We start from the raw sequence: 13,682 nt of genomic DNA, 5'->3' as shown, positions 1-13,682 counted from the left end.
TTTAATATTGCCTAAAATAAAAAAATTATAATCACAATGATTCAAATAATCTGTATCGGCTGGGTGCTGGGTATTGCAATAATGGGAAAAACTCTTCCAATCTTGCAGTCTTTACTCCTTCCGTGTAGCACTCTTTTCATCCTGACTCTTCTTTTAAAACTGACTGTTTTCAAACAGGCCAATTGCTTAGGATTTAAATTTTTACAGCTTTCTGTAGGGCTAAGTCTGGGGATCACACTTGGCTATAGCTATGCCAATCATCAATTAAATGAGCGTTTGCTGTTTCGGGAACAACAGCCTGAAGCAGTGGAGGTGATTGCTTATATTAAACACATCAATGAATTAGGCGATCAGACCATCCAGCAAAAAATTCAGGTACTGAACCGCCATACAGAAGTGGTGCAATGGCAGGCATTTTTAAAAAATGAAATGCATTCTGGTTCCAAATCTGTACTTGAGTTAGGTCAATATTACCGTTTGCAGGGACAAATCCTGCCTGCGCATAGCTATGCCACTGAGGGTGCCTTTGATCAGGAGCAATGGTATATCCAGCAAAATATCATGTCTGGATTTAAAGTTTCATCAATACACAAGCTGACAGAACAAGAGGTTTATGCTTTAGGGCATGGACAATACCTAAAACAACAAGCTTCTGTTTCCAATCAGATGCAACTCTGGGTTGAGCAGCAGCGTTTGGCATTACGCAATTTTATTCATCAGCAGCCCGTGCAGCATGAAGGTTTGATGCTGGCTTTATTGACCGGGGATAAAAGTTTACTGGATACAGAAACCGAGCAACTATTTCAGCGCTTTGGTATGAGTCATTTGCTGGCCATATCGGGTCCACATGTGCTGATTTTTGCTGTACTGCTGTGTTGGGGGCTGCATCAGCTCATTCGTCATGATCGACCACAACTCTATTTGAAATGGCCAAAGCAATATCTACTGATCTGGCCTTTTTGCGCGAGCGTAGTACTGTATTGTGCATTTGTCGGCTTTGAAATTCCGGCATTGAGAACGCTGTTGAGCTGCTTGTTGATCAGTGCATTTATCTTATTCAAGCAAAAGGTCCGGCCATTTAATATTTTGCTTTCTAGTGCCTCTATTCTATTAATTTTTGATCCTTTTAGTATTTTATCGGCTGCGTTCTGGTTGTCCTATGGTGCATGCTTTGTGTTGCTACGCATTTACCAGACCTTGCAGCAAAGGGGGGCGGATCAGCTAAAGACCAAAACTCAATATATAAAAATACAATTAAAACTTTTAATCGAATCGCAGTGGAAAATATTTCTGGCTTTATTTCCACTGATGATGCTGTTTTTTAAACAGATTGCATGGATTACGCCGTTGAGCAATTTATTCGCTATTCCATGGATTGGTCTGGTGATTGTGCCCTTAGATGTGATCGCAGCGTTGTGCTATTTCATTGCTGAACCTTTGGGTAGCCTGGTTTTTCAAATCAACGATCTGTGTCTTGCAGCTTTGCTGTGGTTGCTGCAACTTTTAGATGGGCTGTTTGCCCCGACATTACAGCCGATTGCGATGACATTTGCCGTGTGGCTGAGTTTATGTCTAGGCTTGATAATCCTGTTTTTACCGCGTGCTGTGTTACCTAAAACCTGGTCCATATTGTGTTTTATTCCTTTAATTGGTCTCGATGTCAGTAAAAATCAGTTCGAATTAAACGTACTGGATGTTGGACAAGGACAGGCAATTTTTATCCGCGATCAAGACTGGACCATGATGATTGATACTGGTGGAAATTATGATGAAGCTAAATTCAGTATCGGCAAACAAATTATTTTGCCCTTTTTATCGGTGAAGGGTGTGGATCAATTGGATCAGCTGATTTTGACACATTTAGATCAGGATCATAGCGGGGCGTATGCATCGATTAAACAGGATTTACCCATTAAGCATGTTTATTCAAATGAGCAAGTTCCCATTCCCGATAGTAGCCAGTTTGATTATTGTCATCAAGGGCAGCAATGGTCGTGGAATGATGGGATGAACATAACCGTGTTATCACCCAAAGCAGAGAATTTGGCAAATGCCAAAACTGATCAAAACGAAATGTCCTGCGTGGTTTATGTACAGGTGAAAAATGCCCAACCCTATCAAAATTTTTTGCTGATGGGAGATGCCGGTTGGCGAACGGAATATCAAATTCTGCAGGATTATCCAGACTTAAAAGTTGATGTGCTGGTTTTGGGGCATCATGGTAGTCGGCACAGTTCGGCCTATGCTTTTTTAAAGCAATTAAAACCGAAAATCGTGATCGCTTCGGCTGGCTTTAACAATCGTTATGGACATCCAAGTGATATGGTTCGGTTACGCTTAAAGGAATTGAAAATTCCTTTGCTGAGTACAGTACAGCAGGGCAGCATTCAATTTAGCAGACAGGCCAATGGACAAATGCAATTACATTATGCACGTGAACAAAAGCTATGGTTAAAACGTGCAGCAGTAAAGCTTAAATCATAAGGCCTGATTATATGACCTGATCATTTTCTACTGGAAACATTGTATTTTGGTCTGCAGTCTCAGCACGGACTTTTTCGACCAGTGCTAAGGCCTCTGTTTTATTGAGATAATACAGTCCATCCAATTCAGGATTGGCTTTAAAGCGTTTATAGCTCCAATGGTAATGTTCAGGATAACGACGGATCAGGTTTTCAATGGCTTGAAAAATAATACCTGTGCCTTGATTGGTATCAACCGAATAAATACGTTCATCAATTGCTTCAAAATGTAGATCAAAGCCCTGATCATCATTACGCAGTGCATACAAAAATAATGTTTTGGCTTTGGTTTTTTGAATCAGTTTGGCACTTAAATTACTGGTGGCCAAAGGCAGTCCAAAATAAGGAATCATTTCACCGCCAACATTGGGTGTATGGTCTGGCAAAATTACCGTTGTTCCACCTTGCTTTAAGGCCTTGAAAATCTGGCGAACTCCGGATTCATCGGTAGGTACCAATGTTGCCTGTTCGCGACTGCGAGCCTTACGAACGAACTGATCGGCCGCCTCATTTTTGACTGGCTTATACATGATGGTCATTTTGGTAAATTGGGCAATATAGGCATTCATGATTTCCCAGGTACCAAAATGCGGAACAATTAAAACCACACCTTTGTTTGCTGCGAGTGCATCCAGCAGCAGCTGCTTACCATGCACTTTATGAATGCGCGCCAGATTGGCCTCATTGCTTGAACCCCAGATACTGAAAAATTCAAAATAAGAGATCAGCTCATTACGGATGGCTTGAGCCGTAATTTTTTCCCGCTCCGTATCGCTCAGTTCAGGCAGCGCAATATTTAAATTCAATTGAATGGTTTCTGAGGTTTTGGAAATTTTAAGAGTATTGACCAGACCAGCTAAACCACGCGCTATAAATCGAGAAATTTGAATAGGTTGTCGGCTAATAAATTGCAAAAGACGATAAGTTGTATTCTGGGAGCTTCGATCGGTCATTGTTATATTGTCAATTGCATCAGGAATGGAAAAGATAAATTTATTATAAGGGAAAACAGATAATTTAGACAGATTTAACCCGATCAGTGTATATAATGACTCTAATTTAACTTAACAGTGGATCGTTTTCCATGTCCGATTGGCCACCAAAACCAGAAAATGAAATTCAAAATACACAACATAATTCGCAAAATATAACTGGCAAAGAATGGCATATTTTAGAAAAAGCCGTTTTAGCCTCTGTAGAAGAACAGCGCCGTGCGCGCCGTTGGGGAATCTTTTTTAAATTTCTCACCTTTGCTTATATTCTTTTTATTTTGGTGTTACTGGCTAAAAGCTGCAGCACATCCACGGCAGATCCAACGGCGACCACCAGCTCACATATTGCCGTGGTCGACATTATTGGTACCATTGCTGCAGACAAGCAAAGCGTGAATAGTAACGATACAATCAAAGCACTCAAAAAAGCCTTTGAAAATAAGCAAAGTAAAGCCGTAGTTTTAAATATTAATTCCCCTGGTGGTTCACCTGTGCAATCGGATGAAATCTGGCAAGAAATTCAATATTTGAAGAAAGCCCATACAGACAAAAAACTGTATGCCATTATTGGTGATACCGGTGCTTCAGGTGCTTACTATATTGCTTCAGCAGCAGATGAGATCATTGTCAATCCATCCAGTCTGGTGGGTTCTATTGGTGTGATCATGCCAAACTATGGCGTGAATGGCTTGATGCAGAAATTAGGTGTTGAAGACCGTACTATGACATCTGGTGAGAACAAAGCACTTTTATCAATGACTCAGCCAGTAGATTCTGCGCAAAAGGCTCATGTACAAGGAGTGCTGGATAATGTGCACGACCATTTTATCAATGCCGTAAAACAAGGCCGTGGTAAAAAATTGAAATCGACTGATCCTGCAATCTTCTCAGGTTTGTTCTGGACAGGTGAACAGGCAGTGAAATTGGGCATTGCAGACCGTACCGGCAGTTTAAATAGTTTGAAACGAGAACTGAAACTGGAAAAAGCAGTAAATTATACCATTGAATATAATCCTTTCGATTCAGTACTAGGACGTATGGGAAGTTCAATTGGACAGGGTTTTGCCAGTTCGATTTCACAGCAAGTCCAATCTGAACAAACGACAAAACTGCAATGAAACCAGTAATCCACTTTGCGCACGCCAATGGCGTGCCATCGAAAGTTTATCAAAAGCTGTTTGATGGACTGAAAGATGAATATGACATTATTTATGTCCCCTTGCTTGGTCCGGACAAGCGTTATCCCATAGACAATCACTGGCACAGTCTGACCAATCAAGTGATTGACAGTATTGTGCGCCAGGCTAATGGAAGCAAAGTCATTGGCCTTGGTCATTCTTTGGGAGCAGTGCTGACTTTTCAGGCAGCCTTAAAACGTCCTGAACTGTTTGAGCAGGTCATTATGATTGATCCGCCTTTAATTATGGGGAAAGACGCCTTTGCTTTGCACGTGGCCAAAACTTTAAAGCTGAAAGCCGTAGATAAAATGTCGCCGGCTTCTTTGTCCTTACGTCGCAGAGATCATTGGGAAAGTCGTGAACAAGCAGCTGAATTGCTGCGTCCCAAAGGCTTTTATCAACATTTTGATGAAACCTGTTTCCAGGCCTATATCGATCATGCTTTAACGGAAGACAAGGTGCGAGGCGGGGTGGAGTTGACCATTTCCAAAATGGATGAGGTGAATATTTTTAGAACCAATCCATCATTATGGTGGCTGCTACAGCCAAAACCTCAAGTGCCTGTCCAACTGCTGATGGCGGAACAAGGGCCATTTATTGAGCGGGGCTTTCCGCAAATTGCGAAAAAGAAGTTTGGAATTCCCTATACGGTTGTTCCGGGAAGTCATATGTTTCCACTGGAAAAACCGCTTGAGACTGTAGAATTGATCAAGCAATTGATTCAACCGCAGCCGGTATAATTTCTGTGTCAGCTGATAAATAAAAAAACAAGCCATAAAAAAACGCATCCGAGGATGCGTTTTTTATACGTTAATATTCTTTAAAACTTGCAGAATTGCACCGGCTCTTTCATTGTCTGACCTCGATACAATACACCCTGTTCAGTATGCTGAATGGTTCCATTACAGATCCATTCCACCACTTGCGGGTAAATGACATGTTCAAGTACATGCACACGGTTGGCAAGACTGCTAACGTTGTCATGCAGATTCACTTTCAACACACCTTGAGCCAAAGCCTGACCTGCATCCAGTTCGGCAGTGACATAGTGAACCGTACAGCCATGCAGTACATCACCGGTGTTAAGTACACGTTGATGGGTATGCATGCCTTTGTAGTACGGCAGCAGGGAAGGGTGAATGTTGAGCATTTTCCCTTCCCAGGCTTTGACAAATTTGGCACTCAGGATGCGCATAAAGCCTGCAAGTATCACCAAATCAACATCCCAATCAAGCAATTGCTGATGCATGACATCATCAAAGGCTTCACGGTTAGGATATTGCTTGTGTTCAATAACGGTAGTTTGAATGCCCGCTTTTGCAGCACGTTCTAAAGCATATGCTTCAGGTTTGTTGGAAATGACCCCGACAATTTGACCTGAGAGATTGGCATCAATCAGGGCCTGCAGGTTACTTCCACTCCCTGAAACAAGGACAGCAATTTTAATCATGCGAAGTACTTATGCAAAAACTACACGGATTTTTTCGTCTGCACCTTCAACAGATTCAGCATTGTCGACGATATGACCCATGGTCCATGCTTTTTCGCCAAGCTGGTTTAGCAACTCAACAGTTTTGTCAGCATCTGCTGCATCAACAGCAAGTACCATACCTACGCCACAGTTGAATGTGCGGTACATTTCAAATTGTTCAACACCACCTTCTTTTTGAAGAAGTTTGAACAGTTCCGGCCATTGCCAAGAAGATTCATTAATCACTGCTTGAGCACCGTTTGGAAGTACACGAGGTAAGTTACCTGGCAAACCGCCACCCGTGATGTGTGCCATCGCGTGAACATCAACCTGTTTAAGCAATTCAAGAATTGGCTTCACATAAATACGTGTTGGTTCCATTGCAGCATCTGCAAGTGGACGACCGTCAACAATTTGAGTGAGGTCAACATTTTTCACGTCTAGAATTTTACGAAGAAGAGAGTAACCATTTGAATGTGCACCTGAAGATGCAACACCCACTAAAACGTCACCCGCTTTAACTTTAGAGCCATCAATAATTTTGCTTTGCTCAACTACACCTACGCAGAAACCTGCAAGGTCATAGTCTTCGCCTTCATACATGCCTGGCATTTCAGCAGTTTCACCGCCTACAAGTGCACAGCCCGCAAGCTCACAACCCGCACCAATACCTGTTACTACATTTGCTGCAACATCAACATTCAAGTGACCTGTTGCATAGTAGTCGAGGAAGAATAATGGTTCTGCACCACATACAAGAAGATCGTTGACACACATTGCTACCAGGTCCTGACCAATCGTGTCATGACGGTTCAAATTCAATGCCAAACGTAATTTTGTACCAACACCATCTGTGCCAGATACGAGAACAGGTTCTTCATAACCTTTAGGGATTTTACAAAGTGCGCCAAAGCCGCCTAGTCCGCCCATGACTTCAGGACGAGAAGTACGTTTTGCGACAGATTTGATACGATCGACGAGTAAGTCGCCCGCTTCAATGTCGACACCCGCATCTTTATAGCTTAAACCAGTGTTAGGGGAAGTTGAGTTGCTCATAATGAAGTCTCCGCATTCGCGCCGCGATTATACCCGAATATACGAAACTCTTATGTTATTTATGCGCTAAAATGCTATCTTTATTAAAATATTTTACTGTCTAGAACAAATAAACCGAAAAAAGGCGAGTTTCTATGGTCGATCGCACTTCACGACGCATTTTTATACTTGCAGCAATTGCATTTATCCTTTGGGTTCTGTATCTGCTTAAACCGGTAGTATTACCTTTCATCGGGGCATTTTTAATTGCCTATCTGTTTAGTCCTTTAGTAGATAAGTTACATCGTATCGGTTTGCCGCGCTGGGTGTCGATTAGTGTGGTGTTTATAGGGATTGGGGTCGTATTGACTTGGGCAATGTGGTATCTGGTTCCACTGGTCTGGAAACAGCTAATGTATGCCAAAACCAGTATTCCTGCAGGTATGCACTGGGTCAACTATACTTTCCTGCCGTGGTTGTCGCATACATTTAATCTGGTGCCGATGGAAATAGACACCGAGCAGATGTCCTCGGCCATTATGGATTACATTCAAACCAATTACAGTGCAGACAGTATTCAGGCAGTCGTGCTGAAGGTTGCCCAGTCTGGTCTGAATTTTATTCAAATTGGTGGAACAATAATATTAATTCCAATTATTGCTTTCTATTTCCTGCTGGATTGGGAGCGCATGCTGGACAGTTTCCGTAGATTGATTCCGCGTCCTTATGAAAAGGCAACTTTGAATATTGTAAGTGAATGTCACAGTGTTTTAGGTGCTTTTGTTAAAGGCCAATTTTTGGTGATGTTTTTGTTGGGTGTGGTCTATGCAGTGGGTTTGCAAATGATTGGGCTTGAAGTCGGTCTGATTATCGGCATGATTGCAGGTCTGGCCAGTATTATTCCTTATCTGGGTTTTGCTGTGGGAATCATTGCCGCTGTAATCGCCACACTATTTCAATTTGGTCTGGACTGGACCCATCTTGCCTTGGTGGTTGTGGTGTTCATGGTGGGGCAGATGGTAGAAGGTTATATTCTGCAACCTTTCCTGTTAGGTGATAAAATTGGTTTATCACCAGTTGCTGTAGTGTTTGCAGTATTGGCAGGTGCCCAGCTTGCAGGTTTCTTGGGAATGCTGATTGCCTTGCCTGTAGCCGCCGTCATTGTCGTACTGCTACGTCATGCACGAGAGTATTATGAAAAGAGCCGTGTTTACGGGCACCCTCAAGTGGTGATAGAGAACACTGATATAGGATCGGTTTCAATTGAAAGCGAACAGATTGATATTGATATTGAAGTCAAAAATCATCCTGCAAAAAATCTGCAAGAGACTGAAAAATCGAGTAAGATTGAATCGATAGATAATAAAGAACCTTAAGGTTAAAACCCATATATGCGTCAACTGCAACTCGATATTGAACCTCAACTGGACGCCAGAATTAGCGATTTTTCTGGGCCGGGATGGGGGCATGTGATCGATGCAGTTCGACAACTCCATGCCGGTTTGATGAACCGCTTTTATGTCTATGGTGGTGCAGGATCCGGCAAGAGTCATTTGCTTTCTGCTATTTGTGATTCCTATCTGGAAATAGGCAAGTCTGCAATTCAGGTTTCACTGCTGGAATTGCTGGATGCACCGACTGAAGCGATTAGCTCATTAGATCAATACGATCTGGTTGCATTGGATGATATCGAAGCGATCAGCGGTGTTCCACATTGGCAAAAAGCAGTTTTTCATTTAATTAATTACAATAATGAAGGTGGTGGACAGCTGGTTTTTTCTTCCCGTATGGCCCCGATTGAATTGAAACTTGAACTTCCTGATTTACAGTCCCGCCTGACTCAGGCAGTCAGTGTCAAGGTACCCTCAGGGAGTTTATATGCTGACCGTTATGCATTGGTGAACTCGGTGTTATCGCGTCGGGGAATTCATATTGACCAGCAGATTATTGACTATTTATTGGCTCATGGACCTCATCAGACTTCGGTTTTACTGCAAACTTTAGAACAGCTTATTCAGCTATTAAAAGGTGAGAAAACTAAGATTAGTCATGCGAATTTAAGACAAATTTATGCCTTGATCGATGAATATCGGTAAAAAATAAAAAATCTTGAGTAATTACTCAAGCTGTGACAAAGTACAGCAAAATAGTTCGATGTTGCAGGGATGTTGCAACTAAAGAATAAAAAAAATTAAAGAATATAAGGAGAGTAATATGCTCAAGCGGAGCATAGGTATAGGGATGTTATGCTTTGCAGGACATGCTTATAGTGCAGATATTATCGTAAATACGACTGAAGATACTAAAAAAGATGACAAGGAATGCTCATTACGTGAAGCAATAGAATACGTTAATTTGGGGTTGCCGAAAGAAGGTTTTTATGGCTGTGGAGGAGAAAACTCTACCTCGACTATTCTGCTAGATAAATTAAAAGTCTATACGCTGACAAGTAAAATTAATATTACATCAGCACTTAATTTGAAAACTTATTATGAAACCAATGTTAGTGACACAGCTGTTGCCGGTTTAAATAACGCCATTATTCGTATGACAGGCCAAGATCAGGTTTTTAATATTGATGATAATGTCAAAGAACGCGTTATAGTAAACATACAAGAAGTCAGTTTTGAAGGTTGTCAAAAGAGTGTCTGTGCCGATCGCGGCGGTATTTTATATAATAATGAAAACTTGGTCTTAAAGTATGTAAAACTCACGGGAGGAATAGCGCGTTTAGGAGGAGCTATTTATAACGTAGGTGAGAATACTGATGCCGATGTATATAGTAGCCTTGTATCGATTAGCAACAGTCTGATTGAAAATAACGAAGCGATGAGTGGTGGTATTTTATACAGTCAACGTCCAAATTTCACCATCACGAATGTTGTTTTTAAAAATAATAAAACCACTTCGGGTACTGCCAACATTTTTAGTGAAAAGAATATTCTAGACCCCTCTAAACTGACCTTTCCTTCTAAGATAAATATGATTACCAACAGTACCTTTGTGAATAACACAGGCTATGCTGTTAATATTCGGGATGGAATAGGCTTAAATAATCTGACTATTGTTGCAAATACTGCAGGTGTGCAGTTTGAAGCACCAAATGCTCAAGGCTATATGGCTAACAGTATTGTGATTGGTAATCCAAATGGAACAAATAATAATTGCCAATTTAGTAGTGATGATAAAAGTATTTTGCAAAATAACTTGGTTACTTCTGAATGTAGAAGTGGTGATGCCAATTATCCGAATGAATTTTGGACTGGCAATAAACTTTTTGCAGGAGACAGTAGCGAGGGCAGTTGTAAATCACTCATTGCAGACCAAGAAGCCTTACTTTGTCCTTATGCAACAGCAAAAGATACCTTTTTAGGATATATACGGCCACGTATTTTATTTAGTGCAAATAACATGTTTGACACGCTCATTTTAAATAAAGGGCGAGTTGATTCAGATACTGAGCATGTTCAGGTGATTTGTGAAGGATTAGATCAGCGCGATAAGAGCAGAACCACTGATAACAGCTGGTGTGACCGCGGTGCTATTGAGATTATTGTACCCACGACCATTGCACGTATTGGTCAGGACTTAAAAGTTGGAGAAATAGCGAAAATCAATATCTTGCAATACTTGGGTGACAGTGACTTATATCCGAAAGAAAAATGTGAAGCGCTATTGGGCAAACATCCCAATGGTGAACAATGGCAAGATGGCTGTGTATATGTTGATCAAACTTTAACGGAGAGCAAAGGTTCACTGACTTTAGATATTGATGGTAATTTGGTTTACACGCCAAATGGTAGTTGGCGCGGTGCAGATATTTTTGAACTGCGTGTCGTTACATCTTCTACGCGTTTTAATGAAAATAAAAAATATCTGGTGCTTAGTGCAAATATGGTGCAAGAGCAAAGTAATGCTATGGATAGCAAAAGCGTCAAAACATCAGGTGGTGCATTTGGGCTGTTGAATTTATTGGCTTTATTAGGTCTGATTGGTCTGCGTCATTATAAGAAATAAAAAAGTAGGAAAAAAGTAATGCACAATTATAAAAAAGGATTGCTCTGCATTATGGTTTTATCTGCTATGTCATTAATGGCAGCGGAGGATAAAACCATTAAGGTCACAACGTTTGCAGACGAAAATGGTGAAAACAGTAATGCATGTTCATTGCGTGAAGCAATCATTACTGCGAAAAAAAATATAGGTTATGGGGGGTGTACAGCTGGAAATACGCTTAATGGTGTAGCAGATAAAATTCAATTAGAAGCTGGTACATATAAATTAAGTTCAGAACTCGTGCCGGAATCGGCTTTGGTGATTAGTGGCGTTTCACGTTTTAACTATGATGAAAAAGATAAACTGACACAAAAATATCCTGCATTTGAACAGATAAAAACTATTATTAGCGGTGAAAATCGTTCAAGAATTTTTAATACCAGTATTAGTGAAACCAGTCTAACGCTAAATGATATTCAACTTGAAAAAGGTTATGCTGAAAATGGTCGGGGTGGGGCATTATTACTCGGTGGGGCTTTAAGCTTCAATAAGGGTGCAATTCTAAATTCGAAAGCGGATATTGCAGGGGGTGCAATTTATAATATTGCGCAAGATATTGAAAAAGAAGTCAAGATAAGTAACAGCTTAATTCAAGGGAATCAGGCCAATAAAGGCAGTGTTATTGCAATGGATTGTTACGGCAATCTGGGAGATACCAAACCTGCGGTGATCATTGCTCAAAGCAGTATTATTCAGAATGGTTCAATCGCCAGTGCGAGTGCATTAGATTTTTGTGGTGTTGCAAAGGTAAATTTATCTGCGAATACGATTGCACAAAATATAGCAAACTCAAGTAGCGGTAGTATTTTACGGGCAGTGAGTGACGGTTTAGATCGTTTTAGTCCTTATTCAACTTTAACCGCCATTAGTAATACGATCGTAGAAAATTCAGCATACAGCACCTTTTTATATGATCAATCGGGCAGCAAAGTTTTCGCATTCAATATTCTGGCTTTTAATAATTCGGATAAATCCTGTCGTTATAACTCGGATAATGGTGTTCCGAGTGAAAAAATGATTTTTGTTGCAAGCAATAATGCCTTGAACTTGGCATCAGGAACAGATCAATGTGTGTTACCTAAAATTACTTTAGAGTCCACGGTTGAAAGTTCGAAAAATTTAGATGTCTCTAGCACCGGTTTTTCTAGCTTACTGTCTAAGATGACGGAATCATCAGCATATAATATGTTCTTGCCTTTATATTATCCAAGAGATAATCAAAGTGCGGTAGATTTAATTGATGTCAATCGTTCAGGTTGTAGTGATTATGATCAACGCGGTTTAAGCCGTTTTTTAAATACGGTTTTACAACTTGAACCAAGCAAAAAGAATAGTTGCGATATCGGTTCGGTTGAACGTATGAATTTATCCGCTATAGATATTACAGATTTAAAAAATAGCTCGATTATTAGTTTACTGGAATTTTATCAGTCCAATATTGATGAACTTAAGGCATTAATTGACGAAGGAGTTAAAAACTCAACCGGAATCAATGATTTCAAAGAGGAATTAGCTCAATACGAAAATCTGTTGAAATATACCAAGCAGCACCAAAAATACCGTGCTATTTATTTTGACCCATTTGTACTGGCGATTCCAGCAGAAGAGCGGGTAAGTGATACATCAGGTGAAGATTATCGCATCAAGAGTTTAAATGCCGATAACTATACTGTTGAGGTTGAGCCTTATGGCATTGGTACACTCACCGTAACCGATGGTAATGCTGTGCTAAAAGGTGAACTAGATGACTTAAAATGCGAATGGAATGCAGATTTCAAACAGATCATGATCTATCGTACAAGTGGTGAATTGCTTAATACTGCTGATTATGCCTATTGTAAATACACGCTTAAAGAAAAGGGTGGTGAAGCCAAGCAGTCTTCAGGTATTTTACAGGCAAGCTTTGTAAATATTACTCCTGTTGCAAAGGATGATATTTATTCTATTAGTTCAAGCTCTAATTTAGAAGTAACGGTTAATCCTCTAGAAAATGACCATGATGATGGTGATGGTCTAACCTCTACTTTACCTGTAGCAAAACCAGCATTTTATCAAAATAAACAAGGTCAAGAGATTCCAATTCAAATTGAGAAGTTACCAGCTGGGTTGACTATGACGGCAGAACGCCAGGGTCCTTGTCCGGGTACTGATGCCAGTAATATATGTTATGGTGGAAAATTGCATTTTGCAGTTAAGAATAATCTCAGTCAATTCGATTATCCGGTGACTTATAAAATATATGATGCTGAGGGATTGGGATCAAATACTGCCACTATTTATCTGAACAACACTGCCAAAAATACCAATTCATCATCGAGTGGTGGTGGGTCATTTGGAGTATATGGTGTATTTGCTATTCTAGGTTTAACTTTATATCGACGTTATCGAATGAAATAATAAAAAAGCCGCTGACTTCAGCGGCTTTTTT

10 protein-coding genes are annotated in these 13,682 nt (G+C 40.5%); 7 read left to right on the top strand and 3 right to left on the bottom strand.

From position 1 onward, the window contains the following. The first annotated feature begins 36 nt into the window (after nucleotides 1-36). The gene (locus tag B9T38_RS07485; RefSeq protein WP_086196198.1) at nucleotides 37-2,484 is read left to right on the top strand and encodes a DNA internalization-related competence protein ComEC/Rec2; all 2,448 of its coding nucleotides are present in this window, start codon (nucleotides 37-39) and stop codon (nucleotides 2,482-2,484) included. Nucleotides 2,485-2,491: 7 nt separating this feature from the next. On the opposite strand, the gene B9T38_RS07480 is transcribed toward B9T38_RS07485, so the two are convergent. Further along, on the bottom strand, nucleotides 2,492-3,475 hold the full coding sequence (locus B9T38_RS07480; protein WP_086196197.1) for a lysophospholipid acyltransferase family protein: 984 nt from the start codon (nucleotides 3,473-3,475) through the stop codon (nucleotides 2,492-2,494). A 131-nt stretch (nucleotides 3,476-3,606) separates the two neighbouring features. On the opposite strand from B9T38_RS07480, the gene sppA reads away from it, so the two are divergent. Together sppA and B9T38_RS07470 are read left to right on the top strand one after the other, a co-directional pair. Beyond that, nucleotides 3,607-4,632: a signal peptide peptidase SppA gene (gene sppA, locus B9T38_RS07475; RefSeq protein ID WP_086196196.1), complete on the top strand. Its 1,026-nt coding sequence runs from the start codon at nucleotides 3,607-3,609 to the stop codon at nucleotides 4,630-4,632. Beyond that, nucleotides 4,629-5,432 (top strand): alpha/beta fold hydrolase, encoded by an 804-nt coding sequence (locus B9T38_RS07470; protein WP_086196195.1) that lies wholly within the window; start codon nucleotides 4,629-4,631, stop codon nucleotides 5,430-5,432. Before sppA ends, B9T38_RS07470 begins: the two co-directional genes overlap by 4 nt. A gap of 80 nt (nucleotides 5,433-5,512) precedes the next feature. Here B9T38_RS07470 and purN read toward each other — a convergent pair whose 3' ends face one another. Together purN and purM are read right to left on the bottom strand one after the other, a co-directional pair. Then, nucleotides 5,513-6,142 carry a phosphoribosylglycinamide formyltransferase gene (purN, locus tag B9T38_RS07465; RefSeq protein ID WP_086196194.1) on the bottom strand — a complete coding sequence of 210 codons (630 nt, stop codon included), beginning with the start codon at nucleotides 6,140-6,142 and terminating at the stop codon, nucleotides 5,513-5,515. Nucleotides 6,143-6,151: 9 nt separating this feature from the next. Continuing rightward, nucleotides 6,152-7,219, bottom strand: a complete 1,068-nt coding sequence (gene purM, locus B9T38_RS07460) for a phosphoribosylformylglycinamidine cyclo-ligase (protein ID WP_086196193.1) — start codon at nucleotides 7,217-7,219, stop codon at nucleotides 6,152-6,154. 134 nt (nucleotides 7,220-7,353) lie between these two features. Between purM and cxpE the strand changes: the two genes are divergently transcribed. The 4 genes from cxpE to B9T38_RS07440 all read left to right on the top strand — a co-directional run bounded on the left by cxpE (nucleotide 7,354) and on the right by B9T38_RS07440 (nucleotide 13,651). Next, on the top strand, nucleotides 7,354-8,574 hold the full coding sequence (cxpE, locus tag B9T38_RS07455; RefSeq protein ID WP_086196192.1) for a chloramphenicol efflux transporter CxpE: 1,221 nt from the start codon (nucleotides 7,354-7,356) through the stop codon (nucleotides 8,572-8,574). A 15-nt stretch (nucleotides 8,575-8,589) separates the two neighbouring features. Further along, the gene (gene hda / locus B9T38_RS07450) at nucleotides 8,590-9,294 is read left to right on the top strand and encodes a DnaA regulatory inactivator Hda (RefSeq protein WP_086196191.1); all 705 of its coding nucleotides are present in this window, start codon (nucleotides 8,590-8,592) and stop codon (nucleotides 9,292-9,294) included. Nucleotides 9,295-9,412: 118 nt separating this feature from the next. Then, nucleotides 9,413-11,215: a rhombotarget A gene (rbtA, locus tag B9T38_RS07445; protein WP_086196190.1), complete on the top strand. Its 1,803-nt coding sequence runs from the start codon at nucleotides 9,413-9,415 to the stop codon at nucleotides 11,213-11,215. Nucleotides 11,216-11,233: 18 nt separating this feature from the next. Next, a complete protein-coding gene (locus B9T38_RS07440; RefSeq protein WP_086196189.1) occupies nucleotides 11,234-13,651 on the top strand; it encodes a CSLREA domain-containing protein in 2,418 nt (805 codons plus the stop codon). Nucleotides 13,652-13,682 lie beyond the last annotated feature (31 nt).

This window comes from Acinetobacter sp. ANC 4218 (genome assembly GCF_002135245.1).
Classification (GTDB): Bacteria; Pseudomonadota; Gammaproteobacteria; order Pseudomonadales; family Moraxellaceae; genus Acinetobacter.
Note: the sequence above shows the minus strand (reverse complement) of the source record. Positions and strands in the feature narration are given on the sequence as shown.

What these genes read in the sequence shown, in the direction of transcription:
- purN (WP_086196194.1), bottom strand. Translation starts at nt 6,142, where the DNA reads ATGATTAAAATTGCTGTCCTTGTTTCAGGGAGTGGAAGTAACCTGCAG.
- purM (WP_086196193.1), bottom strand. Translation starts at nt 7,219, where the DNA reads ATGAGCAACTCAACTTCCCCTAACACTGGTTTAAGCTATAAAGATGCG.
- rbtA (WP_086196190.1), top strand. Translation starts at nt 9,413, where the DNA reads ATGCTCAAGCGGAGCATAGGTATAGGGATGTTATGCTTTGCAGGACAT.
- cxpE (WP_086196192.1), top strand. Translation starts at nt 7,354, where the DNA reads ATGGTCGATCGCACTTCACGACGCATTTTTATACTTGCAGCAATTGCA.
- hda (WP_086196191.1), top strand. Translation starts at nt 8,590, where the DNA reads ATGCGTCAACTGCAACTCGATATTGAACCTCAACTGGACGCCAGAATT.
- sppA (WP_086196196.1), top strand. Translation starts at nt 3,607, where the DNA reads ATGTCCGATTGGCCACCAAAACCAGAAAATGAAATTCAAAATACACAA.
- B9T38_RS07485 (WP_086196198.1), top strand. Translation starts at nt 37, where the DNA reads ATGATTCAAATAATCTGTATCGGCTGGGTGCTGGGTATTGCAATAATG.
- B9T38_RS07470 (WP_086196195.1), top strand. Translation starts at nt 4,629, where the DNA reads ATGAAACCAGTAATCCACTTTGCGCACGCCAATGGCGTGCCATCGAAA.
- B9T38_RS07440 (WP_086196189.1), top strand. Translation starts at nt 11,234, where the DNA reads ATGCACAATTATAAAAAAGGATTGCTCTGCATTATGGTTTTATCTGCT.
- B9T38_RS07480 (WP_086196197.1), bottom strand. Translation starts at nt 3,475, where the DNA reads ATGACCGATCGAAGCTCCCAGAATACAACTTATCGTCTTTTGCAATTT.